The 26,110-nt window shown below is 59.6% G+C and carries 16 protein-coding genes, 1 tRNA gene and 3 pseudogenes; 14 read left to right on the top strand and 6 right to left on the bottom strand.

Features of this window, described 5'->3' with window-relative positions; translation table 11 throughout:
- Positions 1-50: 50 nt before the first annotated feature.
- Together GSQ93_RS09645 and GSQ93_RS09650 are read left to right on the top strand one after the other, a co-directional pair.
- Positions 51-2,489, top strand: coding sequence for a TonB-dependent receptor (locus GSQ93_RS09645; RefSeq protein ID WP_158935426.1), 2,439 nt, complete (start codon positions 51-53; stop codon positions 2,487-2,489).
- Between the two features lie 36 nt (positions 2,490-2,525).
- Positions 2,526-3,959, top strand: a complete 1,434-nt coding sequence (locus GSQ93_RS09650; RefSeq protein WP_158935427.1) for a PepSY domain-containing protein — start codon at positions 2,526-2,528, stop codon at positions 3,957-3,959.
- Positions 3,960-4,018: 59 nt separating this feature from the next.
- Here the strand turns inward: GSQ93_RS09650 and GSQ93_RS09655 are convergent, their stop codons facing one another.
- Positions 4,019-5,188: a glycerate kinase gene (locus GSQ93_RS09655; RefSeq protein ID WP_158935428.1), complete on the bottom strand. Its 1,170-nt coding sequence runs from the start codon at positions 5,186-5,188 to the stop codon at positions 4,019-4,021.
- Between the two features lie 510 nt (positions 5,189-5,698).
- On the opposite strand from GSQ93_RS09655, the gene tig reads away from it, so the two are divergent.
- From tig to GSQ93_RS09690, 7 genes are all read left to right on the top strand, one after another.
- Positions 5,699-7,054, top strand: a complete 1,356-nt coding sequence (gene tig, locus GSQ93_RS09660) for a trigger factor (protein ID WP_158935429.1) — start codon at positions 5,699-5,701, stop codon at positions 7,052-7,054.
- A 180-nt stretch (positions 7,055-7,234) separates the two neighbouring features.
- The gene (gene clpP / locus GSQ93_RS09665; RefSeq protein WP_158935430.1) at positions 7,235-7,888 is read left to right on the top strand and encodes an ATP-dependent Clp endopeptidase proteolytic subunit ClpP; all 654 of its coding nucleotides are present in this window, start codon (positions 7,235-7,237) and stop codon (positions 7,886-7,888) included.
- A 264-nt stretch (positions 7,889-8,152) separates the two neighbouring features.
- Positions 8,153-9,424 carry an ATP-dependent Clp protease ATP-binding subunit ClpX gene (clpX, locus tag GSQ93_RS09670; protein ID WP_158935431.1) on the top strand — a complete coding sequence of 424 codons (1,272 nt, stop codon included), beginning with the start codon at positions 8,153-8,155 and terminating at the stop codon, positions 9,422-9,424.
- 204 nt (positions 9,425-9,628) lie between these two features.
- Positions 9,629-12,052 (top strand): endopeptidase La, encoded by a 2,424-nt coding sequence (gene lon / locus GSQ93_RS09675; protein ID WP_158935432.1) that lies wholly within the window; start codon positions 9,629-9,631, stop codon positions 12,050-12,052.
- 305 nt (positions 12,053-12,357) lie between these two features.
- On the top strand, positions 12,358-12,630 hold the full coding sequence (locus tag GSQ93_RS09680; RefSeq protein WP_213763967.1) for an HU family DNA-binding protein: 273 nt from the start codon (positions 12,358-12,360) through the stop codon (positions 12,628-12,630).
- Positions 12,631-12,729: 99 nt separating this feature from the next.
- Positions 12,730-12,805, top strand: a tRNA-Val gene (locus GSQ93_RS09685).
- A gap of 279 nt (positions 12,806-13,084) precedes the next feature.
- On the top strand, positions 13,085-14,110 hold the full coding sequence (locus tag GSQ93_RS09690; RefSeq protein ID WP_158935433.1) for a DnaJ C-terminal domain-containing protein: 1,026 nt from the start codon (positions 13,085-13,087) through the stop codon (positions 14,108-14,110).
- 199 nt (positions 14,111-14,309) lie between these two features.
- Here the strand turns inward: GSQ93_RS09690 and GSQ93_RS09695 are convergent.
- Positions 14,310-14,663: pseudogene (locus GSQ93_RS09695) on the bottom strand (alpha/beta fold hydrolase); the annotation flags it as partial.
- 104 nt (positions 14,664-14,767) lie between these two features.
- Positions 14,768-15,967: pseudogene (locus GSQ93_RS09700) on the bottom strand (M81 family metallopeptidase); the annotation flags it as partial.
- Positions 15,968-16,074: 107 nt separating this feature from the next.
- Between GSQ93_RS09700 and GSQ93_RS09705 the strand changes: the two are divergent.
- Positions 16,075-16,797: pseudogene (locus tag GSQ93_RS09705) on the top strand (LysR family transcriptional regulator).
- A 221-nt stretch (positions 16,798-17,018) separates the two neighbouring features.
- Here the strand turns inward: GSQ93_RS09705 and GSQ93_RS09710 are convergent.
- On the bottom strand, positions 17,019-17,780 hold the full coding sequence (locus GSQ93_RS09710) for a GntR family transcriptional regulator (RefSeq protein ID WP_158935434.1): 762 nt from the start codon (positions 17,778-17,780) through the stop codon (positions 17,019-17,021).
- Between the two features lie 68 nt (positions 17,781-17,848).
- Here GSQ93_RS09710 and GSQ93_RS09715 point away from each other — a divergent pair, with 68 nt between their 5' ends.
- The 4 genes from GSQ93_RS09715 (at position 17,849) to GSQ93_RS09730 (ending at position 23,382) form a co-directional block, all read left to right on the top strand.
- The gene (locus GSQ93_RS09715; protein ID WP_158935435.1) at positions 17,849-18,580 is read left to right on the top strand and encodes an enoyl-CoA hydratase/isomerase family protein; all 732 of its coding nucleotides are present in this window, start codon (positions 17,849-17,851) and stop codon (positions 18,578-18,580) included.
- A 47-nt stretch (positions 18,581-18,627) separates the two neighbouring features.
- Positions 18,628-20,016 carry an MFS transporter gene (locus tag GSQ93_RS09720; RefSeq protein WP_158935436.1) on the top strand — a complete coding sequence of 463 codons (1,389 nt, stop codon included), beginning with the start codon at positions 18,628-18,630 and terminating at the stop codon, positions 20,014-20,016.
- 17 nt (positions 20,017-20,033) lie between these two features.
- Positions 20,034-21,545 carry an aldehyde dehydrogenase gene (locus GSQ93_RS09725; protein WP_158935437.1) on the top strand — a complete coding sequence of 504 codons (1,512 nt, stop codon included), beginning with the start codon at positions 20,034-20,036 and terminating at the stop codon, positions 21,543-21,545.
- 421 nt (positions 21,546-21,966) lie between these two features.
- Positions 21,967-23,382 (top strand): FAD-binding oxidoreductase, encoded by a 1,416-nt coding sequence (locus GSQ93_RS09730; RefSeq protein ID WP_158935438.1) that lies wholly within the window; start codon positions 21,967-21,969, stop codon positions 23,380-23,382.
- A gap of 98 nt (positions 23,383-23,480) precedes the next feature.
- Here the strand turns inward: GSQ93_RS09730 and GSQ93_RS09735 are convergent, their stop codons facing one another.
- Positions 23,481-24,446: a GTP-binding protein gene (locus GSQ93_RS09735; protein ID WP_158935439.1), complete on the bottom strand. Its 966-nt coding sequence runs from the start codon at positions 24,444-24,446 to the stop codon at positions 23,481-23,483.
- The gene (locus GSQ93_RS09740) at positions 24,443-26,098 is read right to left on the bottom strand and encodes an amidohydrolase (protein ID WP_158935440.1); all 1,656 of its coding nucleotides are present in this window, start codon (positions 26,096-26,098) and stop codon (positions 24,443-24,445) included. The genes GSQ93_RS09735 and GSQ93_RS09740 overlap by 4 nt, the downstream gene beginning before the upstream one ends.
- Between the last annotated feature and the right edge of the window lie 12 nt (positions 26,099-26,110).

The raw sequence follows: 26,110 nt of genomic DNA on the forward strand, positions 1-26,110 counted from the left end.
AAGCGCGTGTGGCCGGATGGTCTGCGTCCACTTATTCAGGATTTTCTTCGATGCTCAAGCTCCTCAAGCGAGCACGGCAGCCGTCAGGTTGCCGTGCCGCCGTGCGCTCGCGCGCGTTCATGTTTCATCCGTTCCATGGTTCCGCATTCCAACGCTATGCCTGCTTGCCGCTTTCTCTGCTGGCGCCGGCTTTCGTGCTTGCCGCCCCTGCCGTGACTACATCGGAAAGCTCGCCCGACATTACGCCCGATCGCAGCGACGCCAATGCCAATGCCGATGCCATCCAGCTCGCTCCGGTAGTGGTAACCAGAACCGCAAGTTCATCGGCGCGTTCTCCACTCGATCCGAACCTTCCTGCCACGACCGCAACAGTCACCGCCGATCAGTCGCATTACTGGAACGTGGTCACGCCCGAAGACGTGCTGAAGTACGTGCCGAACATGGCGGTGCGCAAGCGTTTTATTGGCGATGTGAATTCGCCTATCGCCGTGCGCGGCACGAGCAATTCGCAAACGGCGCGCGGACTGGTGTACGCCGATGGCCTGCTGCTCAGCAATTTCCTGGGCAATACGTTCACGTTTGCTCCGCGCTGGTCGATGGTTTTCGCCGACGATATCGCGCGCACCGATGTAATCTACGGCCCGTATTCGGCGCTGTATCCCGGCAACTCGATCGGCACGACGGTCGCTATCACCACGCGCATGCCGGACAAATTCGAAGCCGATGCCCACGTCCAGGCGTTCAGCCAGCACTTCAATCTGTTCGGCGTGAATCGCAGTTTCAACGGCACGAATTCGTCGGCGACTATTGGCGATAAAAACGGCAACCTGTCATGGCTGATCGGTGTCGATCATCTGGAAAACACGGGCCAGCCGCTGCAATTCGCGACGCTGGCGGCATCAGCTATTCCGGCGAAGGCGACCGATCGCCCGGTGACTGGCGCGGTTTTCTACAACGACCAGAACAACAACCGCACGGCGGTGCTGGGCGTGACATCGGAAGGGATTGAACGGACGTTTCAGGACCAGTTCAAGCTGAAGCTCGCGTATGACCTCACGCCTACTTTGCAAGCAGGCTTCACGCTCGGTTACTGGCATCAGAAATACAACAGCGATACCCAATCATTTCTCCGCGATGCCGCCGGCAATCCGGTCTATAGCGGCCTCGTGAATATTGGCGGCTACGAATACAACGTGCCCGCCGCCACGTTTGCGCCGAGCCAGGGGGCAAGCGAGAACTTCCTGTATGGGCTGTCGCTGAAAACGCGCAACGCATCCGGCTGGAATGCCGAAGCCATCGCGTCGTATTTTGATATCACGCAGAGCATTGCTCGCACGGCGAATTCAGGCGTGCCGGGGAATGGCGCGGGCACGATTGCATTCGGCGACGGCACCGGCTGGAAAACGCTCGACCTGCGTACGACCTGGACGCCGGCCACATTTACTGCCGGCTTAAGCGCGCACTGGCTGTCTTTCGGCTATCACTACGATAACTATTTCCTCGACAACGAAACCTACAACACGTCCGCCTGGCGCGACGGCGGTGGGACAACATTCGCCAACGCATTCGGCGGACGTACCGAGACACAAGCCGTGTACGCGCAAGACGCGTGGCGGTTCTTGCCGCGCTGGAAATTCACCTACGGCGCGCGCTACGAGAACTGGAACGCGTACGACGGCACGCGGGCGGTTGGCGCGACCTCGCTGAATTACGCTGAAGTCAGCCAGAGCCACTGGTCGCCAAAAGCTTCGCTGGCTTTCGATGTCACGCAAGACCTGTTGCTGCGTGCATCGATAGGAAGGGCGTTCCGGTTTCCGACCGTCGGCGAGTTATTTCAAGGACAGATCACGGGTTTGTCGATCGTCAACAACAACCCGAACCTGAAGCCGGAAGACGATTTATCGAAGGAACTCACGGCCGAATGGCAACACGGTAACGGCGTGTATCGCTTCACGCTGTTTCAGGACGATGTGAAAAACACGTTGTTCAGCCAGACCAACACCACCGTGATTCCGAACATCACGAATTTTCAGAATATCGACAAGGTGCGTTCGCGCGGTATCGAGACGAGTTACGAAGGGCAGGACGTTTTGATTCGCGGCCTGGACCTCACGGCGGGGCTGGCCTATACGCAGTCAAAGATCATCGCGAACAGCGGCAATCCGGCGTCGGTGGGTAAGTACTTCTATCGCATCCCGCTGTGGCGCGCGAACGTGGCCGCCACCTGGCGCGCAACGAGCCAGAGCGCCGTCACGGTTGCGGCGCGCTATTCGGGCCGCGAATACAACACGCTCACCAATACCGATACCAATCCGAATACCTATGGCGGCACGAGCACGTACACGGTCGTCGACGCCAAATTCACCTTCCGTCCCACCAAGCGAACCGAGCTCGGCATCGGCGTGGATAACCTCTTTGATCACCGCTATTACGTGTTCCATCCGTATGCGGGACGGACGGTTTATATCGAAGGCCGGATCGGGATTTGACGGTCGTTGCAGTCAACTTATAGAAGGACACCTCATATGCAATCCGCTTCTCTCTCCGATGCCCGCTCGCACGCGCGGCATCGGTTGTTATGGCGCTGGCATTTCTATGCCGGCTTGTTTGTCATGCCGCTGCTGCTGGTGCTCGCGATCACCGGCACGCTGTACTGCTTCCAGTCGCAGATCGAACCGCTGTTGTATCGCGACCGCATGATCGTCGATGCCCGCGCCGCGCCACGTCTAAGCCAGCAAATCTTGCTTGCGAAAGCGACAGCCGCCGAACCGCGCGATGCCGTGCCGACCACTGCTGTTATCAAGACCGATCCACGCCGCAGCGCTGAGTTCGTGTTCCGGCTGCAATCGGGATCGAGTGAAAGCATTTATCTCAATCCCTACACGGGCGAGGTGCTGGGCAGGCTGAGCATCGAGAACAGGTTGATGAAGCAGATCCGCAATTTGCATCGCGGATTGATGTTGGGAAAGACGGGTGAGATCGTGATGGAACTGGCGGGCTGCTGGACGCTGGTGATGATCGGAACAGGCATTGCCTTATGGTGGCCGAAGGCGCGTCAGACGGGGCAGATGGGTCAGATGGGTCAGGCGGACGGCCGGTTCGTGCCGCGATTGTCTTCGTCGAAAGGCCGTGCGTGGTGGCGTGAATTGCACGCGGTCGGCGGTGCGTGGCTTGCGCTCGGCGCCTTGTTTTTCGTGCTTAGCGGTTTGCCATGGTCGAGCACGTGGGGCAAACAATTCAAGGCGTTGGCGACGTCCGCGCAGCTTGGTTATCCGCAAGGGGCGTGGGGGCGCGCGCATGTGCATTCCGCGAAGCCCGCGATGGACATGGCCGATCCATCGATGGCCGGCATGAAGATGGACGATCTGCCGTTGCCACAGACACCGTGGGCAGTGGGCGCTACGCACGTTCCGCACAGCACCGCTGATGCTCAAGACCCCACGATTCCGCTCGACAAGGTGGTGGCACTTGCAGCGCAAGCGGGCGTGACGGATAGCTACGACATCGCGTTGCCGACTACCGCCGAGGGCGTGTACACGGTGTCGTACTTTCCCGCGGATCCGCAGGCCGAACGCACATTGCACATTGATCGATACAGCGGCCAGATTCTCTCGGACATTGCGTATCGCGATTACGGCCGCGTGGCGATGTGGATTTCGTACGGCACGTCGCTGCACATGGGCCGCTATTTCGGCGTGGCGAACCAGATTCTCGCGTCGCTGATCTCGCTCGGACTGGCGGCTATGTCGATCAGCGGCTTCGTGATGTGGCGCAAACGCAAGCCGGGCAGGGCGATCGGCGCACCGTCCAGACCGGTGCTCAATCCGCCAATGCGCGCATGGGTCGGTGGTCTGATTGCGCTTGGCATCGTTTTCCCAATGATGGGTCTGACGATGCTGATCGTGTGGATATCGGACGGTTTGCTGTTCAATCCCGGCAAAGTTGCCCGTTCGCGATGAGCGAGTGAGTGATCAGACAGCTGGCGTCTCGCTGGCCGTCTGATCACTGCCTGGCGAACTTATCGTGAACCGAACTTCAAGCGTGCAAGTTGTTCGGCTTCGTTCGCCAGCAGCGTTGCAGCGTCGCGGATCGCGACCTCCAGCGTGATCGGGCCGGGTGCGGGAGAAAAACAGCCGCTGAAATGCTCGGACAACCGCGGCAGCGCAGCCGGATCAATTGCGCCGGATAGCAACGACGCTTCCACGCCATGCGCACGAGCGTGCTGACACGCGATAAATGGCGCCTTGCCATGCAGCGTCTGGACGTCCGAGCGTCCTTCGCCCGTGATCAGCCAGTTCGCGCCATCGAGCGCCGCATCCAGCCCCACTTCTCGTGCGACCACTTCCGCGCCGGCCTCGAAACCAGCGCCCAGCATATGTAGCGCAAAACCGAGACCGCCCGCTGCTCCAGCACCGGGTTTATCGCGTCCGCTACGTTGCAGCGCCGGCTCGAGCAGATCGGCGAAATGGCCAAGCGCTGCATCGATCGTGGCGATCTGATCTGGCGTCACGCCCTTTTGCGGCCCGAAAATCGCCGTTGCACCGTGCTCGCCGGTGAGCGGATTGTCCACGTCGGACATACCCGTGAATTCGGCGTCACGGACGCGCGGATCGAGCCCAGTCGCGTCGATGCGCGCGATTCGCGAAAGCTGCGAAGGAACCGGGTCGAGCGGTTTGCCGTCTGCATCGAAGAGTTTCAGGCCCAGGCCGACCAGAAGACCCGCACCGCCGTCGTTCGTGCTGCTGCCGCCCAGTGCAACGTAGAACTTGCGCACGCCGAGATCGAGCAGCGTGCGGATCGCTTCGCCCATGCCGAGCGTGCTGCGCTCGGTGACCGGCACGGCCATGCCGTCGGGGTCCGTGATTCCCACGACTTCCGCTGTTTCCACGATCGCGCTGCCGTCCGCCAGCAAACCCGTTGCCGCACCGCGCCGCTCGGACGCCGCGCCCCGCACGTCGATAACGCGCCGCTCGCCGCCCGCCGCGAGCATGGCGTCGAGCGTGCCTTCGCCGCCGTCGGCCATCGGCACGATGCGGATGATCGCGTCGCTGCGCGCGCGCCGAATACCGTTGGCAATGGCGTCCGCGACCTGTTCCGCGCTGAGCGAACCCTTGAAGGAATCCGGCGCAATGACTACAACGGGGGGAGGGGAAGAGGCAGAAAAAACGGCGGGCTGGGTGTTCGGCATGATGTCTCGAGTTATGAATTTGCTTGAAATCTAGCGACACGGCCCGAATTAATCAAACCTTATGCATGTACGGCATGCTTTCGATGCGCGCAGGCAATGCAACCCACGCGCTGCAATGGGCCGCGAACGGCCCGCACGCGCGTTCGCAAATGCGTCGGCCGGGATGGAGCCGGAATGGCGTCATGGTGACCGTGGACCGTAAAAACCCGCATCAAAATCGCGAAAACGAGCCAAATTTGCGGGTATTTGGCGAAGCAGACCCTCATCCGCCACGACCCTTGCAAATAGTTTGGTAAAATGTTTGGCTCGGTTGACTCAAACCGGCGCGTACGGCTTCCTGTCACGGCTTGGCGGATCTACGGTATTGAGCTTAAGCAATAGGCTCAGTCAGGCTGCTTGCATTGTTCAGGAACCGCGAGGTGCCGTGCGCCTATCGTGGCGCGAGATCGAACCAGAACTGACCAGACACACGAACCCGAATACTCGATTTACTCTAGGACGATAGAAGCCATGGCTAACGTTGTTGAAAACCTCGGCAAGCTCGAACGCCGTGTGACGATTTCCCTGCCGAAAGATACGGTGCAAAAGGAAGTGGATTCGCGTATCCGTCAGTTGGCGAAAAACGTGCGCATGCCGGGTTTCCGCCCGGGCAAGGTACCGCTCAAGATGGTGACGCAGCAGTACCAGGGCCAGGTTGAAGCCGAAGTGCTGAGCGACAAGGTAGGCAAGGAATTCTTCGACGTCACGCGCACCGAAAACCTGCGTGTGGCTGGCCAGCCGAGCTTTGCGCCCAAGGGCGGCGAAGTAGCGGCCGAAGCAAGCGATTACGCGTTCGACGCGACTTTCGAGGTGTACCCGGAAGTCAAGGTCGGCGACGTGGCAACGGCTGAAATCGAACGCACAGTCACGACCATTTCGGAAGCGGAAATCGACCGCACGCTGGAAATCCTGCGCAAGCAGCGCGTGCACTTCCACGCGCGTGGCGAAGGCGGCGAGCACGGTGACGGCGGTACGGATACGGCCGCTAAAGACGGCGACCGCGTGACGATGGACTTCGTCGGCAAGCTCGACGGCGTGCTGTTCGAAGGCGGCAGCGCTGAAGACTTCACGTTTGTGCTGGGCGAAGGCCGCATGTTGCCGGAATTCGAAACGGCGGCGCTCGGCCTGAAGGTCGGCGAGTCGAAGGAATTCGACCTCAAGTTCCCTGACGACTATCACGGCAAGGACGTGGCCGGCAAAACGGCTCAGTTCACCATCACGATGAAGAAGATCGAATGGGCGCACCTGCCGGAAATCGACACCGACTTCGCGAAATCGCTAGGCGTGGAAGACGGCGACACCACCAAGATGCGCGGTGAGATCAAAGACAATCTGGAGCGTGAAGCCAAGCGCCGCACGCAGCAGATCGTGAAGAACCAGGTCATGGACGCGCTGCTGAAGATTTCCGAACTCGACGTGCCGAAGGCGCTGATCGAGCAGGACCAGCAACGTCTGGTGGAAATGGCGCGTCAGGATCTGCAACAACGCGGTGTGCCGAACGCAGCGGATGCTCCTATCCCCGCAGAAATGTTCGCGGAACAAGCTGAACGCCGCGTCAAGCTGGGCCTGGTTCTGGCCGAACTGGTCAAGGCCAACGACCTGCAAGCCAAGCCGGAACAGATCCGTGCGGAAGTCGACGAATTCGCGAAAAGCTACGAGGACCCGAAGGAAGTCGTCCGCTGGTATTATTCGAATCAGCAGCGCCTCGCCGAAATGGAAGCGTATGTTGTGGAAAGCAACGTCGTTGACTTCGTGCTCGGCAAGGCCCGAGTGAGCGACAAGGAAGTAAGCTTCGAAGAATTGGCCAGCGCGACGGCGCAAGCGTAAGCAGCGTCGACAAGGCGTGCAGGGCCGTCGAGGTGACGGGCCGGCACGCCTTTTTTGCATTTCGTTTGCATGGGTATTGTTGATGCAAGTGTGGGTGCCGCTTACCCCGATTATCCCGTTGTGCCGTTTTTCGGATGTTCCTTTGTCGTTCAGTATCCCTATTCCGAACAAGGAAATTGCATGACCTTTCGCGCTCAATTACTGGACACGCTCGCGTCGAACGCGCCGCACGATTTCGAAACCAAAGCGCTCGGTCTGGTGCCCATGGTTGTGGAAACGAGCGGCCGCGGCGAACGTGCCTATGACATCTATTCGCGCCTGTTGAAAGAGCGTCTGGTGTTCCTGGTCGGCGAAGTGAACGACCAGTCGGCCAACCTGGTGGTCGCGCAGTTGCTGTTCCTGGAAAGCGAAAACCCCGACAAGGACATCAGCCTGTACATCAACAGCCCGGGTGGCTCGGTGTCGGCGGGCATGGCCATTTACGACACCATGCAGTTCGTGAAGCCGGATGTCGCCACGTTGTGCATGGGACTGGCCGCAAGCATGGGCGCTTTCCTGCTGGCAGCGGGCGCCAAGGGCAAGCGCGTTGCATTGCCCAACTCACGCGTCATGATTCACCAGCCGCTGGGCGGCGCGCGCGGGCAGGCGTCGGACATCGAAATTCAGGCACGGGAAATCCTGTACCTGAAAGAACGTCTGAACCAGTTGCTCTCGCACCATACGGGTCAACCGATGGACCGTCTTACGCGCGACACCGACCGAGACAATTTCATGTCCGGCGACGACGCGCAGGCGTACGGTATCGTCGATCAGGTTCTTCACAAGCGTCCCTGAACGGCTATACGCGGCCCGTAGGCGCCGGTCGTTGGGGAATAACGGGCCGGCTGTTCCGTTTTTGTCCATACGGACGGTTGCGGCTTCGGGCCGGGCTGCCAACGGCGGCGCGGCAAAATCGAGCCGCGCGCCAGGCTGGAGCCAACGCGGAAAACGGCGTCAAAGCACACGCCACACGCGCTTTCACCCTACGCACAGGCCATTTCTGCGTAGGTGAATTGAGCGGCGTATTATGTAATCGAGTGTCCGGAGGCTCGCACATCCATGGCGGACAAAAAAGGTTCTAACAGCGAAAAGCTGTTGTATTGCTCGTTCTGCGGCAAGAGCCAGCACGAGGTCAAGAAGTTGATTGCCGGTCCTTCTGTGTTCATCTGCGATGAATGCATCGACTTGTGCAATGAAATTATCCGCGACGAAGCCGCCGGCGCGGCGGAAGAGGCCGGCCTGACGAAGTCGGATCTGCCGAGCCCGCAAGAGATCAGCGAGATCCTGAACCAGTATGTGATCGGTCAGGACCGCGCGAAGCGGATTCTTGCAGTGGCGGTTTATAACCACTACAAGCGTCTCAAGCATCTCGAGAAGAAAGACGACATCGAGTTGTCGAAGAGCAACATCTTGCTGATCGGACCCACGGGTTCGGGCAAGACCTTGCTCGCGCAAACGCTCGCGCGCATGTTGAACGTCCCGTTCGTGATTGCAGATGCAACCACGCTGACGGAAGCCGGCTATGTTGGCGAAGACGTTGAAAACATTATTCAGAAGCTGCTGCAAAACTGTAACTACGAAGTTGACAAGGCCCAGCGCGGCATTGTCTACATCGACGAAATCGACAAGATCAGCCGCAAGTCGGATAACCCGTCCATCACGCGCGACGTGTCGGGCGAGGGCGTTCAGCAAGCACTGCTGAAGCTGGTCGAAGGCACGATGGCTTCAGTGCCCCCGCAAGGCGGCCGCAAGCACCCGAACCAGGACTTCATCCAGGTCGACACCACCAACATCCTGTTCATTTGCGGCGGCGCGTTTGACGGCCTCGAAAAGGTCATCATCGACCGGACGGAAAAGACAGGTATTGGTTTTGGTGCTAGCGTAAAGAGCAAGGTGGATCGCGACGCAGGCGAAGTGCTGCGCGAAGTGGAACCGGAAGATTTGATCAAGTTTGGTTTGATTCCCGAACTGATCGGCCGTCTGCCCGTGGTGGCGACGCTCGGCAAGCTGGATGAAGACGCGCTGATCAAGATCCTGACCGAGCCGAAGAATGCGCTGGTGAAGCAGTATCACAAGCTGTTCAACATGGAACGTGTGGACCTGGAGATTCGTCCGGGTGCATTGAAAGCTATCGCGTTGAAGGCAATCCGTCGCAAGACGGGTGCGCGTGGCCTGCGCTCCATTCTGGAACAAGCGTTGCTGGATGTGATGTATGAGTTGCCGGCAATGAAGGGTGTAAGCAAGGTTATCGTGGATGACAATACAATTGATGGCGACGGCAAGCCGCTTTTGATCTACGAAGACACGCCGAAGGTAGCAGGATCTAACTGAGTTGGGCTGTGTGTCGGCGAAAAGCCGTTCATGGCAACGTGAACGGCTTTTTGTTTATTTTTCGGATATCTTGTGGACGTTACTGACACGTTACTGAGGCGAATTTTTTCGATTCACTGATCTTTTCCCACACGCTTAAGGCTTGCAATCCATTTTGACGGCCTTATTTACGACTGAACTGATTCCACTACTGGGGAAATGAAAATGTCAGGAACCCAACTCCTCCCGCAGGAACGTATTACTCTCCCGCTGCTTCCGCTGCGTGACGTAGTCGTTTTCCCGCACATGGTAATTCCGCTTTTTGTCGGACGACCCAAATCGATCAAGGCACTCGAAGCCGCGATGGAAGGGGGCAAGCACATCATGCTTGTCGCCCAGAAGACCGCTGCGAAAGACGAGCCGACCGAAAAAGACATGTACGAAGTGGGATGTATCGCAAACATCCTGCAAATGTTGAAGCTGCCGGACGGTACCGTAAAGGTGCTGGTCGAAGGCTTGCAGCGTGCCAAGACGCTCACGATCGAAGAACAGGAAACGCAGTTTTCCTGCGACGTGATGCCGCTCGAACCCGACCACGCCGACAGCGCCGAAACTGAAGCGCTGCGCCGCGCGATTGTGTCGCAGTTCGATCAGTACGTGAAACTCAACAAGAAGATCCCGCCCGAGATCCTGACGTCGCTGTCGGGTATCGACGAAGCGGGTCGCCTGGCTGACACCATCGCCGCGCATTTGCCGCTGAAACTCGACCAGAAGCAGCACATTCTCGAGATGTTCCCGGTTGTGGAACGCCTTGAGCATCTGCTCGCCCAGCTTGAAGCCGAGATCGACATTCTTCAGGTCGAAAAGCGCATTCGTGGACGCGTGAAGCGTCAGATGGAAAAGAGCCAGCGCGAGTATTACCTGAACGAACAGGTCAAGGCGATCCAGAAGGAATTGGGCGAAGGCGAGGAAGGTGCGGATCTCGAAGAACTCGAGAAGCGCATCACCAACGCGCGCATGCCGAAGGAAGCCAAGAAGAAGGCTGATGCCGAGCTGAAGAAGCTCAAGCTGATGTCGCCGATGTCGGCAGAAGCCACTGTCGTGCGTAACTACATCGACACGCTGATCGGCCTGCCGTGGCGCAAGAAGAGCAAGGTCAACAATGACCTGACGAACGCTGAACGCGTGCTCGACGAAGATCACTTTGGCCTTGAGAAGGTCAAGGAACGGATCCTCGAGTATCTTGCGGTCCAGCAACGGGTCGAAAAGGTCAAGGCGCCTATCTTGTGCCTCGTCGGGCCTCCGGGTGTCGGCAAGACCTCGCTGGGCCAGTCGATCGCCCGCGCGACGAACCGCAAGTTCGTGCGCATGGCGCTTGGCGGCGTGCATGACGAGTCCGAGATTCGCGGTCACCGTCGCACGTATATTGGGTCGATGCCTGGCAAGATCTTGCAGAGCTTGTCGAAGATCGGTGTGCGCAATCCGCTTTTCCTGCTCGACGAAGTCGACAAGATGGGCATGGATTTCCGCGGCGATCCGGCGTCAGCGCTGCTTGAAGTGCTCGATCCGGAACAGAACCATACGTTCGCCGATCACTACATCGAAGTGGACTTTGACCTGTCGGACGTGATGTTCGTGGCGACGTCGAACTCGCTGAACATTCCGCCGCCGTTGCTCGACCGGATGGAAGTGATTCGCCTCTCGGGTTACACCGAGGACGAGAAGATCAACATCGCGCAGAAGTACTTGTTGCCGAAGCAAACCCGCAACAACGGCCTCAAGGCTGGCGAGATGGATCTCACCGAAGAAGCGATCCGCGACATCATTCGTTACTACACGCGTGAAGCTGGCGTTCGTTCGCTTGAGCGCGAAATGTCGAAGATCTGCCGCAAGGTCGTGAAGATGCTTCTGCTGAAGAAGGCAGAAGGCGCGGTCCGGATCGACGGCAGCAACATCGACTCGTTCCTCGGCGTGCGAAAGACCGACTTCGGTCTGGCCGCGAAGGAGAACCAGGTCGGTCAGGTGACGGGTCTCGCGTGGACGGAAGTGGGCGGCGACTTGCTGACTATTGAAGCCGCGGTGATGCCGGGTAAGGGCAACATCATCCGCACGGGTTCGCTCGGCGACGTGATGAAGGAGTCGGTCGAGGCAGCACGTTCAGTGGTGCGTTCGCGGTCGCGTCGTCTGGGGGTATCGGATGAGGCGTTCGAGAAGAAGGACATTCACATCCACGTGCCCGAAGGCGCGACGCCTAAGGACGGTCCGTCTGCGGGTATCGCGATGACGACAGCGCTGGTGTCCGTATTGACCGGTATTCCGGTTCGTGCAGACGTGGCAATGACCGGCGAAATCACGTTGCGCGGCGAAGTGTTGCCTATCGGCGGATTGAAGGAGAAGTTGCTGGCGGCGCATCGCGGCGGCATCAAGCTCGTGCTGATCCCGGAAGAGAACACGAAGGATCTGGCCGAGATTCCGGACAACGTGAAGAACTCGATCGAAATCGTTCCGGTTCGCTGGATCGACAAGGTCCTCGAGCTCGCGCTCGAACGTGTTCCCGCGGCACTGCCGGAAGAAGAAGCCAAGCCGGCAACGCCTGCTGTAGCGGAAAAGAAGGACACGCCGGCAGCCGGTGAGTTCGTGAAGCATTAAGCGTTACCTCGCGTTCGGCGAGGCGCGGCCTGAACGGTCGCGCCGGAGTCGAGCGAACTAAAAACCCGCGTGGTCAGTGTGAACTGACCGCGCGGGTTTTTTTATTGGCCTTCCACCGTCCGTTTTAGCACGTCAAAGCTCAAGCAGAGGCCTCTAATCAGGCTCAATCCCGGTTGACATCGGCCTTTCGGCTACTTCTAATGACCGCCGCACTTGGGGCTTCCGGGCCCGTGCTCAAGCAGCCTGTCGTGAACCTAACTCTTTGCAGCATCGCCCATCCACAAACCATTATTCGGGGGATCACAATGAACAAGACGGACCTGATCGACCATATTGCGCAACAAGCTGATATCTCCAAGGCGGCAGCCGGCCGCGCGCTCGAAGCGCTGATCGGCGGGGTCAAGACGACCTTGAAGAAGGGCGGCTCGGTGACGCTGGTTGGCTTCGGCACCTTTGCCGTGGGCAAACGGACGGCGCGCATTGGCCGTAATCCCCGTACCGGCGATGAGATCAAGATCAAAGCGGCGAAGGTTCCGAAATTTCGCCCTGGCAAAGCGCTAAAAGATGCGCTAAACTAGCGGACTCGCTGGATACGGACCGGTTTAAACGGTTTCAAGTCTGGCAGAGCGGATCACACTTCGCATCATGCTGATGATCGCTTGAGAATATCGCGAAACGGGTGATTAGCTCAGTTGGTAGAGCGGCGCCCTTACAAGGCGTAGGTCGGCGGTTCGAGCCCGTCATCACCCACCACCGTTTCGCAGGCAAGATCAAAGTAGTTCAGGAACGACCAGAAAAACCCGCACAGCTATTCGCTCTGCGGGTTTTTTATTGCTCGCGAATTGTCTTGATCATCCTCGCGGAGATCGTGGGCGCCAAGGCTGCTAAAAGACCTTACACGCGAGAGTATGTTGCGGCCATTCACCGGACGCGATAGACCGTTGGTTCACCTCGCGGACTGGGATGGCTCAGCAGTCCTCGTGCTTCGGTCTTGATAGACTTGCGCTTTCAGAATAAGAGCGGGGGAAACGCGTGAGCCTCGACGAATACTATAGGCGACTGGAATTGCCAGACACCGCGTCGCCGGAAGACGTCACGCGCGCCTACCGGCTGCTGAGGGCGAAGTACCACCCGGATCGCAACAAGGGACGCGAATCAATCGTCGAGCCGGTGTTCAAGCGCGTTCAGGAGGCGTTTGAGATTCTGATCGGCAAACGTGAGCCGCGTGCGCCGCGGGCGCCTGGCCCGACTGCCGCATCCGCATCCGCATCCGCATCCGCATCAGCGTCGGCCGGAAGCCGCGGTAAAGCCGCCCCGTCACGTGAGCACCGCGGGCCTCCGACGCGCGGCGCGAACTGTCTGGTCAGACTCTTTGTGCCGCTCGAAGCTGCGATCCATGGCGGCGAAGTCGACGTGAGCTACCCGGTAACCGGGCCGTGTCGCGAATGTCAGGAAAGGGTCTCGCAGTGCGCGCGCTGTCACGGCAGCGGCCAGTCGGTTTCCGGCATTCGCTGTATGGCCTGTGTGGGCACCGGGCGCCCGCTGGCGAGTGACTGGTGTCCAACGTGTCTCGGCACGACGGTCGTGACCTTCCGGAAGTCCGAGACAGTCAAGGTTCCCCCGGGTGCGTGGGACGGTCAGCGTCTCGTTGTCGAAGGCGCGGGCCATTCCGGGCTTAATGGCGGTGCGCCCGGCGACGCCACCTTCTCGGTCGTGATTGCGTGCGGCTCAGCCTTTCGTCGAAACGGACTGGATCTCGCTTGCGATGTTCAGGTTGATTTCGTGACGGCCACGCTCGGTGGCAATTTCGAAGCGCAAATCCTGGGCCGCTCGCTGCGGGTGTCGATTCCGCCGAACGCGCACCCGGGTAGAACGATCTGTCTGCTCAGGCATGGGCTCACGGACGGCAACGGTTCGCGCGGCGACCTGACACTGCAACTGGTGCTCACGATGCCGGCTGCAGTTTCACATCTGACCGACCACGAACGCCAAAGGCTACGCGAGATATTTGCGGACGCGGAGCATCGGGCAGCGCAGGAAATTCCGCCGCGCTCGTAAGGCAATTGTCTTATCGAGTCGCAAGGACCGGATTGACGCACGTTGGTAGAGTCGAAGGCCGTCCGAAAAATCAATCTTATTGTTTGCATTGCTACTGAAATAACGCGTGGTGAGTCCGTAGCAGCGGGTCAGAAGCGAGCGACATCAATGACCGCGTCGGCGAATGCTTTCGGCGCTTCCTGTGGCAAGTTATGGCCTATGTATCGGCGCAGAGGAATCGCGTCGAACCGTAACCACGCAAATACGGCACGATGACCCGGTAGCCCTTCGATACGAGCAACGGTGTCACTTCCGCGAAGCTGTAGATATCGTAGGGCTATCCGTGCAGCAGGATCACGACCGGCCCATTCTGCGGGCCGGCCTCCGCGTAGCCGATGTTGAGCGTACCGGCGTTGACTTGACGAATGGTGTCGAACGAAGCAGGACGGCTTGCCGGCTTGGTGTCGTTCGACTGGGCCGTGGCGGATGCGCTCAGGCCGAGTTCGAACAAACTTATACCGGCAACGGTCGTCCCAAGCAGGCGACGGCGTCGAGTATTAATCGGGTCCGACATAGCTGATTCTCCTTGAAGATAGGCTACCTAGGAGCGGTGCCTGATTCGGCACGCTTTGTATGAATTGAAAACGTTGGGGCGGGTCTGACGCAGCGGGGTAGCACTCAGCAGGACTGCGCACTAAAGGCTTTGAACGACAGACCCATCGGTCGCATACGGATGCCTGGATCAAGGTGCTTCCACGGCAGGTCCGCCGGATCCGCAGCCGTGGGGCCGGGCGCTTTCGCCACGAGAATAGCTGAGGCGATGGCCTCGAAGTCCGCGCGGAAGTGAACCGAGCTTTTGTTCACGAGGATCTTCATCCGTTCGGGTTCAATGCCCGCCACCCGGAACAGGTTTCGATCGAATACCTGCATCTTGACGGAACTCACGGCACTCCTGACGCCTTCAATCCGCAAACAGGCGATGGGTCCCAACTCGCCCTGCATGCCGTTGAGCATCGGTCCATCGAAACGGAAGCGTCCATTTGATAAATACTCGACTTCGAACTCGGCCACGAGCGGCGAATCGCCGGGCACATTCGAACCGCCGCCCAGCGACAGCGAAATGCGCGCACCCACACCGGCGCGATGCGCCGCTTGCGCTGCCTGCGCATCCCAGATCACGCCCACTGCCGCGTGGGTCGCGCCGTTGCGCAAGAGCGCGCGCACCATGCCCATGGTGTTCGAATCGCCGCCTACGCCCGGGTTGTCCTGCGTGTCCGCAATGATGACGGGTTTATCAGAAGTCCTGCTCAATCGGATCGCCTCGCGAACGGCTTCGTCCGGCGTCAGGAAAGGCACCTCCCAGCGTGATTCTTCGTTCACGATTTTCGAAAAGAGGGCGTTCACCGCGTACTCCGCAGCTTCTTCGCTAAACGAATAGGCCCAGATGGTCGGGCCGCACTCAGGAAAATCCGCAGCCGGAAATCCCGGAGCAAACGATGCGGAAACGACAGGCTTTTCTTCGAGGTCCGCCAGCAACTGATACATCCCGCGTGCAGGTTCGACCAGCGTGCACATGTCGTTCACGGGAATAAGAAACGGTACGCGACGAACCGCACAATGCAACGGGCGTCCTTGCGACACCAGTTCGTCGGGAATCAGCGCCGCGCGTTCGCCGGTATCCGCCATACCGACGTGAGGATAGGTCCGGTAGGCCACGAGCGCGCTGGCATGCTTGAACATGCGCGCGATGACGTTGGCATGAAGATCGAGCGAGATGACCACCGGCATGCGATCGCCGACAATCCGGCGCACGCGTTCGAGAATCTCGCCTTCGCCGTCATCGTGCTGCTCGGTCACCATCGCACCGTGCAGGTCGAGACCAGTGGTAACGGTCAAGTGCATGGTGGCAGGGCGAAAATAGGCGAGCAAGAGCAACTAAGTTCACATATCGTTGCTCTACAGACAACACAGACGGAGCAACCAGAATGCGCGAAATCAACCAGCAGCGTCTTCGGTACTTCCACGAGGTGCTTACTCACGGCACCATCCGGGCGCCGCTGAACACATCAATACCTCGCCGTCGGTCATCACGCGGCAGATCAAGCTGCTCGAGGACGAGCTAGGCGCCACCCTGTTCGAACGGCAGGCTCGCGGTGTCAGGCCGACGGAAGCCGCGGCTCACCTGCTGGAGTTCTGGCAAGGCTACCGGTCGCAGCAGGAGAAGCTCGAAGATCAACTGCACGCGCTGAAGGGACTTCAGCAGGGCCGTATCCAGCTCGCCGTGAGCGAAGGGTTTGTCGATACGCTGGTTGATGACGTACTGGCGCCGTTCTGCGCCCGCTTTCCCGGCCTGGAAATCAACATGACCATGCTCGCGGTGGACGCGCTGCTAGATGAGGTAGCGCAAAGCCGCGCGCATATCGGGCTTGCCTACAATCCGCCGCCGCATCCGCGCATTGAATATCGGGCGAGTTCGAGCCAGCCGGTCGTGCTGTTGATGCGAAGCGATCATCCGCTCGCTAAACGAAAGGGACCGGCGAGCATCGATGATTTGAGGGCCTACCCGCTGGTACTTATATCCGCTGTTTGAAGGCGTGCAGGCGAGGGCATTGGTCAAGACCGGCAGGCCGCTTGCCGCAGGGCCGCTCGAACTGCTCAACTGGATTCAGGAACGCATGCCGATGTTTGCCGCGCCTCGCAGAACATAGCGGTATTCGGCTCTGCGTTGGATGCCGAGGACAGGGCGGGGCAATACACGCGTTGGCGAGCGTTGATAGACAAATTGTCGATCCGCCCGGACTCGCTACGCTGTGGGACAGCACGAACGCTTGACGCCCTGTACCCGAGGGAGAGATGCATTACCGATACGGTCTAAATATCAAAACGGAGGAGCGCTCTCGTTTCTTCCGTGTTCATTTATACGCGACGCTCAACCACCTTCAGTTTCCTTAAGCACTGCCGTCGCTGCTTCGCAAGCGCCGCGCAATTGCTCGCGCATCAGGTCTTGAACGCGTTTATCGCCGGTGGAGATCGCTTCCTTGATCTTCACGGCCTGTTCAAACGATGCACGCATGCGCCCGCCGCGCGCCATCGCAATGCGTCGCAATCGACGCACGGGACCCATCAGGCTCGCGTGCGTTGCGTGAAGCGTGCGGTTGTCGGCGAGGGTCATCACGATCGAATAAAAACGATCGAGCGCATCGACATAAGCCGCTGGGTCATTGGCGCTTACGTTGGCGCGCATTTCACCTATGACGTCTTCTAACTGAGCACGCCCGAGCGTCGTGATCTTCTCTGCACAAAGCTGGACGGCGAGGCACTCTAGCGCGGTTCGCACCGTATAAATCTCCGCCACATCACGCAGCGTCACCGACCGGACGAACGCGCCAACGCGCGCCACGACCGTCACCAACCCCTCGCGTTCAAGCTGCGCGAACGCTTCGCGCATGGGCGTCCGGCTGACGTTCAATTGCTTCGCGACCTGAACCTCCGACAGTCGGCTTCCGGGCGCCAGCACGCCTTCCACGATCGCTTCCCGCAACGCCGGGACCACCACGCCCTCGCTGAGCGAGTCGCTGGATGCGTCGACCATGCGCATCTTCGAGTGATATTTGCGGCCGATCGTTTCGAGCGCCAGCGTTGGCGCGCTGATGAGATTTGCCGCTTGAGCGCGTTTCGTTGCAGAGGCCATTGACTTTCCGTTATTCAGTGAATACGCTGTATACAGCTAATACAGGTGATTATACAACAGGAGGCTGCTTGGATCACGCGCGCTTGCCGGACCCGGTCGTCATCGATCGATCGGGCGAAATTTTGAGCTTTACTCTCAACAATGCCGACGCCGGCAATGAAGTCACTGCGCCGATGTTCGACGCCATGATCGCCGCGCTGCGCAGCGAAGCGACCGTGCCTACGGCGCGCGTGCTGCGCATCCGCGCACGCGGCGATGTGTTCTGCACCGGGCGCGAGCGCGCCGGTACGGAGGCGGTGTCCATTCATCGTGAAGTATCGCGGCTGATCGAGCTTAAGCGGTTGCTGCGGTCATCGTCGATGATCACGATTGCCGAAGTGCAGGGCAACGCGTTCGGCTTCGGCTTTGGCCTCGCGATCCTGTGCGACTTCACCTTGGTATCCAGCAGTGCGAAGCTTGCCTTTCCCGAGATGCGCAAGGGTCTGCCGCCCGCCGCGATCATGGCCTACCTCGGCCGATACACCTTGCCCAAGCAAGTGTTCCCGATGGTTCTTTTCGGCGACGCAATCACGCCCGAGGCGGCATTGAACGCCGGTCTCGTGACCCGTGTTTGCGCGCCCGATACGTTGCAAGCCGAAGCCGATGCACTCGCGGATCGAATCCTCACCCTTGACGATACCGGCGCGCGCCAGTGCAAGTCCTTCTTCCAGACGGCCGAGGAAAGCTCGCTAGAGCAGAACTTTCGATGCGCGACGGAAACGCTGACGGTCTCGGCGTTGCGGTTGATGGCACTGAAGTAATCGGTCATGCATGACGACAAACCCACGAAGGTTTGCAGGAGACAGAAATGGATGTGAATGCAGGCGCACGTCTGGACCGGCTTCCGGTGTCGGGCTTCCACAAGCGCATCATGTGGCTGATCGGGATCGGCATGTTCTTCGATGGCTTCGATATCTACGTAGCCTCCACGGTCCTTGGCGCCACGTTGCAAAGCGGCTTTTCGACGCTCGGCCAGAATGCGCTGTTCGTGTCGCTGACGTTCCTCGGGATGATGCTTGGCTCGCTAGCCACCGGTTTCCTCGGCGATCGTTTCGGCCGTCGCTTTACGTATCAGACCAACCTCATGATCTTCGGCATTGCGTCGCTGGGCGCCGCGATGGCGCCGAACATGCTGGTTCTGATCGCGTTCCGGTTTGTAATGGGCCTCGGACTTGGCGCGGAGAACGTAGTGGGGTATTCCACGCTCACCGAATTCGCGCCCCCTACGTCGCGCGGCAAGATGCAGGGGCTGATGGCCGTATTCGTCGTCTCGGGATTGCCAGTGGCGGGACTGATTGGGCTCGTGCTGATACCCGCGATGGGCTGGCGAGCCATGTTCGTGCTCGGTGGAATCGGCGCACTTGGTGTTTGGTATGCGCGCAAGTCGTTGCCGGAATCGCCACGCTGGCTTGAGTCGGTAGGTCGTCATCAGGATGCCGAAGCGATTCTTTCTAAAATAGAGAGCGAGGTAAAGGCCGAACATGGCGGCACGTTGCCGGCGCCGTCGCCCAAGCCTTCGGTTGCGCCGTCGCGTGCGCTTGGTTCGCTTTTCACCGGGGCAATGTTGCCGCGCATGATCGTCGGATGCGTGACGCTGGTGGTGATCAATACCTTGTTATACGGCTTCGTGACCTGGTTGCCGACCTTCTTTGTGCATCAAGGATTCAGCATTGCGAAGTCGTTTGGTTACGCGCTTGTGATGTCGCTCGGTGCGCCTATAGGCTCGGGCATCGGTGCGCTGACGGCAGATCGATGGGGACGCAAGCCGACCATTATCGGTGCGTCGATGCTGGCCATTATCTTCGGCGCGATCTATCCGTTTGTGAGCAACCCGGTCATGTTGCCGGTCGTTGGCTTGCTGCTGGTGATCCCTATCTATGTACTGGTCGCCTTGCTGTTCGCGATCTACGTGCCTGAGCTATTTCCGACTGAAGTGCGCCTGCGCGCATCGGGTATCTGCAATACGCTCGGCCGCGGCGCGACGATCGTCACGCCCTTCATCGTGGTGGCGCTCTTCGGACATTACGGCGTGGTCGGCGTGCTTGCATTGATGATCGGCTTGCTGGCCATTCAAATTGTAGTGGTGGCCTGGCTTGGCGTCGAGCCGACCGGCCAGCGCCTGGAAGACATTCTGCCAACGGATGCGCCCGCGCGTCTGGAGATCGGCACTGATACGCGGGTTTCCCCGCTCAAATAAAACACGGAGAAAGCAAGATGGATGCAGTGAACAAGCAGTTCCTGAGTGCACAGTTGTTTATTGACGGGAAGTTCGTCGATGCCGCGTCGGGCGAGACCATGGACATCATCAATCCGGCCGATGGCGCCGCAATCGGCACGCTGTCGAAGGCATCGGCGGAGGACGTGGGCCGTGCGGTGCAATGCGCGCATGACGCGTTCGAAAGCGGTGTATGGCGCGACATGCCGTTCACGCAACGCGCTCGCGTGCTGAACCGTTTCGCCGATCTGTTTGAAGCGGACCTGGAGAATTTCTACAAGCTGGAGACGCTGAACAATGGCCGGCCGATCGTTGAAACGCGCGCGCAGATTTCACGTTTGCCGCAGTTTTATCGATACTTCGCAGCGCTTGCGCTCACGCGCCGTAGCGATGTGATCCCTATCGAAGGACCGTATCTCTGCTATACGCAGCGCGTGCCGCTTGGCGTGTGCGCACTGATGACGTCGTTCAATCATCCGTTGATGATCTTGTCGAAGAGCCTCGCGCCCGCGCTCGCAACGGGAAACAGCGTGGTGATCAAGGCATCGGAGCAGACACCGCTCACTACGGTGCGGCTGGTTGCGCTATTGCAGCAGGCGGGTGTTCCTGACGGCGTGGTGAACGTGATCAACGGCGAGGGCAAGGAAGCGGGCGCTGCGCTGGCGCGTCATCCGCTGATCGCCAAGGTCGTATTTACCGGCGGCACGGAAGTGGGGCGCTCGATAGGCGAGGCGGCGGCGCAGACTTTCGCACTGACAACGCTCGAACTGGGCGGCAAGGGCGCGGTAATCCTGTTCGACGACATGGACATCGATCGTGCGGTGAACGGCGCGGCGTTCGCGGCGTTTATCGGCGCGGGGCAGACCTGCGTGTGCGGTGCGCGTCTGCTTGTGCATGAATCCATCTACGAGAAGTTTCTCGAGAAATTCCGCGCCAAGGTCGAAGCAATTCGCGTGGGCAATCCCGCTGATCTCAACACGCAACTCGGCCCGGTGATCTCCGAGCGTTCGCGCGCGCGCATCCTTGGCATGCTGGAACGGGGCATCGCGGACGGTGCGAAGCTGCTCGCGGGCGGCGGCATTCCTGCGCATCTGAACGAGGGCTTTTATCTGCAGCCGACAGCGTTCTACGATGTCGATCCGAAATCGGAACTGGGGCAGGGCGAGGTGTTCGGTCCCGTCACCGTGATCATGCCGTTCAAGGACGAAGCGGACGCGCTGCGTATTGCCAACGACACGCAGTTCGGTCTCGCGGCTTCTGTCTGGACAACGGACGTGGCGCGTGCGCATCGCGTGGCGAGCAAGCTGGTGTTCGGCATGGTCTGGATCAACGATCATCATCGGCTGGATCCGGCTTCGCCGTGGGGCGGCTTCAAGAATAGCGGCGTGGGACGGGAAACTGGCATCGAATCCTTCGATCAATTCAGCGAGCCGCGCGCGGTGACCGTCAATACCAGCGGCATCACGGTCGACTGGTATGCCGACGATGGTCAGCTGAAGCGGCTCAACTAAAGCGGCCGAAACGTATAACGCCGGCGGCGCAACGGTGACCACTGGTAGTGGCATCGTTGCAGGCTTTCGCGCATGCATCGTGCATGGATCGCACGGCCAATTCACTATCGCGCGCTTTCATGGAAAGCAGTCGCCTATCTGCAATGTTTGCCTTCTGACCCCTCTCCCTCGCTTGCACCAAACGAAAGCACCCGACTGGACCTACCGTCAGCCGGGTGGTCTTTCTACAATCGTCACAACTGAATCGCCTGTATAGGGAGCGTCTTCAGGCTGGTCGATGACAGCAAGACGTCCCTGCGGCGGATCCATCGAAGCAGAAGGGTGCGGCCGTTTCGAGGTTCGCCACGACTCAAGGCCGTCCAACGCGCGTTCCTCAATGAACGTCCAAAGCCGAACTTTTGATCCTGACGAGGAGTGTCGCATGGAGCACAGTGCAATCGAACGGGTTGCGCCGAGCGTGCCTGTTGAACGAAGCAGCGCCGCGCAATACGATCCAACATACGACCCGCTCGTGTCCCCCGGCCCGGGTCATGGCAAGCAATACGCGCCTACCTACTGGGTCGCAACTGCCGGTGCTCCGCCGTCCGACGACGGCCCGATCAACCAGGACATCGACGTGGACGTGGCGATCATCGGCGGTGGCTACACAGGCCTTGCCACCGCGCTATGCCTGGCGCGCGACCATGGCATCAAGGCAGTCGTTCTCGAGGCCAACAAGACGAGCTGGGGCTGCAGCAGCCGCAACGGCGGCCAAGGCCAGAACGCTTCCGGACGTCTGTCGCGTTCCCAATGGATCGAACGATGGGGCAAAGACGTCGCGCTGAAAATGCACGACGAGATTTTAGAAGGCTTCCAGAATTTCAAGTCGCTGGTGGCCGAAATCGATTGCGATCCGCAGCCCGGCGGTCACTTCCTGATTGCGCATCGACCGCGCATGATGGAAAAGCTCGCCGCCGAGGCGAAGGTTTGGAAGAACGTGTTCGGCTACCCCTCCGAGCTGCTCGATCAGGCAACGTTTCGTCGTGAGTATGTGAACGATGCTGAAGCGGCCGGCGCGCTCCATGAACCCGAGGGCATCGGTATCCATGCGTTGAAGCTTGCATTCGGCTACTTGCGGCTTGCTCGCGAGGCGGGAGCACGGGTGCATCCGGCAAGTCCTGTGACCGGGTGGGAAACCATCAACGGGGTCCATCATCTCCGTACACCCGGCGGCATCGTGCGGGCGCGCTCGGTGGGCATTGCGACGGGTGCCTATACGGCCCCTGATCTTCATCCGTCGCTGACCGGCCGTGTCATGCCGATCCTGTCCAATTCGATGGTGACGCGCCCGCTCACTCAGCAGGAAATTGCAGCATGCAACTTCCGCACGACACAGGTGCTGACCGACACGCGCACCCTGCGTTTCTATTACCGCTTTCTGCCGGATAACCGGCTGCAGATCGGCAGCCGCAGCGCAATCACAGGTGCTGACGCACCGAATTCCCGCCACTACGATTTGCTCGTGGAAGGCATGGTTCGCAAGTTCCCCGCGTTGCGCGGCGTTGCGATCGACTATTCGTGGTGGGGCTGGGTCGATGTCGCTCACGACATGATGCCGCGCATCTGTCAGCCTGATCCGAAGCAATCGGTCTATTACGCGCTGGGTTACGGTGGCAACGGCGTATCGTATTCGCAGCAGGCGGGCAGGCGGTTGGCCGAGCAAATCGCAGGGAAGGGAGGGAAACAGACGCTGCCGATTTTCACGTCACCGTTACCCGGTCACCCGTTCGCACCGTTTCGCCGGATTGGCCAACGGATGCTCTATCAGTTGTACTTCAGGCGCGACGAGAAACGCTGAACGGGGCGCGCGTGATCACTTGCGCGCGCCTGGCTTGGACACTTGGTAAGTAGTGCTGGCCGTTGGACCAATTTGTCGGAGTAAATGAGACGCTGTCTCTAGCAGTGGCAAGCGGTTGATGTTGCCGCAGCAAGCGCGTCGAGCGCGGCCTGTTTCGCTTCGTTGTCGAACAGGCCGATAAGAACGATCACAGACTCCGTGACGACGTCTCCGGGAAATTGCGTGATAAGAATGCGGCCGCCCGCCACATGAAGCTCTTGTGTCGCCGCTTCACCGTCAAGAAGGATCAGGCCTTTCGCTCGCAATAGTCGGCCTGAGACGCTTCGCAGCGCGTCCTTGAGTTTCTTGCGATCCAAGGGTGCGTCTGTTCGAAAGAGAAAGCTGCAGAAGTCCACCGGGAGCTTCGGGTTTGAACTTCTCATCTGACGCGGCTGGCCAAAGCGAAGCTCGCTAGTGACGTTGTTATCGAAGAAGAGTTCCAAAGGAACCGCGCCGTTTGTGGTTTCCAGCATGATCCCCGTATGCGCCACCGTCGCGAGTTCGGCCACGATAGCCGCTTTGTTTCGCTCGTCGATCAAGTCAGTTTTGGTCAGCAGAATTGCCGTCGCTCCGGCGATCTGTTGCCGTGCGATATCGCCTACGTAGGGGTCTAAAAGCGTCTGCGTGATGCACGCTAGATCCACTGCAACGATGATGCCGTACAGCCTGTAAGCGCGATCCAACAGTCCAATCTGCGCGATGCGCACGGGATCCGATACCCCGCTTGCCTCGATAATCAGAAAGTCGGGCGGATCGGGCCGGTTGCTGATCGAAAGCAATGCATCGACGAGGCGTCCGCCAATAGAACAACAGACGCAGCCGTTCTCCAGGTTGATGACGTCGTCAGTGCGCTCCCTGATCAAGGCAGCGTCGATATTGATCGAACCGAAATCATTGACGAGCACGGTAATGCGGCGCTGTCCCGCATTGGCGAGGACATGATTGAGCAGCGTCGTCTTGCCCGCGCCCAGATACCCACCGATAACAATCAGCGGAATCGGCTCCTGTATGCCGCTCGCTGTCATCCTGCCGGCCCCTGGAAGATACGACCACCGAGCACGGTTCCCCACACTTGCAGATTCTTCAACCGCTCGGGCGCGACATCACTCGGGTCATCGTCCAACACGGCGAAGTCGGCGAACTTGCCCACCTCGATACTGCCGACAAGATGGTCCATCTTCAGCGTGTAGGCAGCACCCAGCGTGATTGCCCGCAACGCGTCTGCGACCGGGACACGCTCGCTTGCGCCCAGCACTCGCCCCGAAGATGTCTCGCGTTGCGAAGCACACCACGCCGTGAACAACGGATTCAACGGCGTGATGGGCGCATCGGAATGAAAGGCGAACGGGATACCCAGGCGCCGCGCTGATTCGGCAGCGTCCATGCGGTTCGCGCGATCGGCGCCCATGGTCTGCTCGTAGTGTGCATCGCCCCAATAGTAGAGATGGTTGGAGAAGAAATTGATGCACAGGCCCAGTTTTGCCGCTCGTGCGAGCTGGCTTGCGTCGGCCATCTGACAGTGCTGCAGCGTATGCCGATGATCGAGGCGAGGGTACTGGTCGAGAATCTTTTCGAGTGCGTCGAGGACCAGTTCGGTCGCCTCGTCGCCGTTGGTATGAATATGCAGTTGCAGTCCGGCCTCATGGAACGGCGAAAACACATCGACGAACTGGCTTGGCGGAATCAACCACAGTCCATTCGGTTTGCCATTCAGATATCCCGGCCATTTGAGGCGCGCGGTGAAGCCTTGAATCGATCCATCGACAATGAATTTGACCGGTCCGAAGCGCAGCTTCTCCGTGTTGTCGCCGATAGCCGACAGAACGCGCTGCGGGCCGCCTTCGGGGCATCGCTGCGGCGCGAAGGCGGGAACAATCCTGAGCGGGTAGGCCGGGTCGTTGGTTACGTCTCTCAGGTTCTGATTGCCCCGTTCAGAGAAGTCGTTCACCAGGTCGGTCGCGGTTGTGACGCCAGCCAGTTGTGCGACCCGGCCGAAGTTCCAGATGGCCTCTTTCTTCTCGCTCGCCGCAATGGAAAGTCCTCCGCCGATCAACCGGTACACCGGGAACATGGCGGCGAACTCCTGCAGTTCGCCGGTCGGCTCGCCGTCGGCATCCTTGCCGATTCCGTCGATGTCCGTTTCGCTATCAATACCGGCAAGCGCCAGCATCGACGAATTGACGTTCATCAGATGCACGCTGGCGTGGAGTATGACAATGGGCCGGCCGGCGCAGACGGTATCGAGTTCTTTGACCGATAAACGCTTCGTGCCAAAGAAGATTGGATCGAAACCCCAGGCGAGCAGAGGCGCCTGCTCGTCCGTCATCAGGTCGTGAGCCACCTTGAGCCGGTCGATCACCGCATCAAGGGTTTGTAATCCGGGACGACGGACGCCATCAGGCCCACGACGATCGTGATAGCCGACATAAACTGCGTCCCACATCGCGCCTTCCATCAGGTGGCAATGGCCTTCCACCAAACCGGGCATCAGCACTTTGTCTTTGAACGTATCGACGATTTCCGCATCGCCCCACTGCTTCACGTCGTCACTACTTCCGACAGACAGGATCCTGCCATCGCGAATGGCGACATGAGTGGCGTGTGGTTGCGCCGGGTTCATCGTGAGGATTTTCTTAGCCACCAGAACCTGGATGGGACTTTTTGATGCGTGATTCATAAACGCTCGCTA

It is taken from the genome of Burkholderia sp. S171, assembly GCF_009766085.1.
In the GTDB taxonomy this organism is placed as follows: domain Bacteria; phylum Pseudomonadota; class Gammaproteobacteria; order Burkholderiales; family Burkholderiaceae; genus Caballeronia.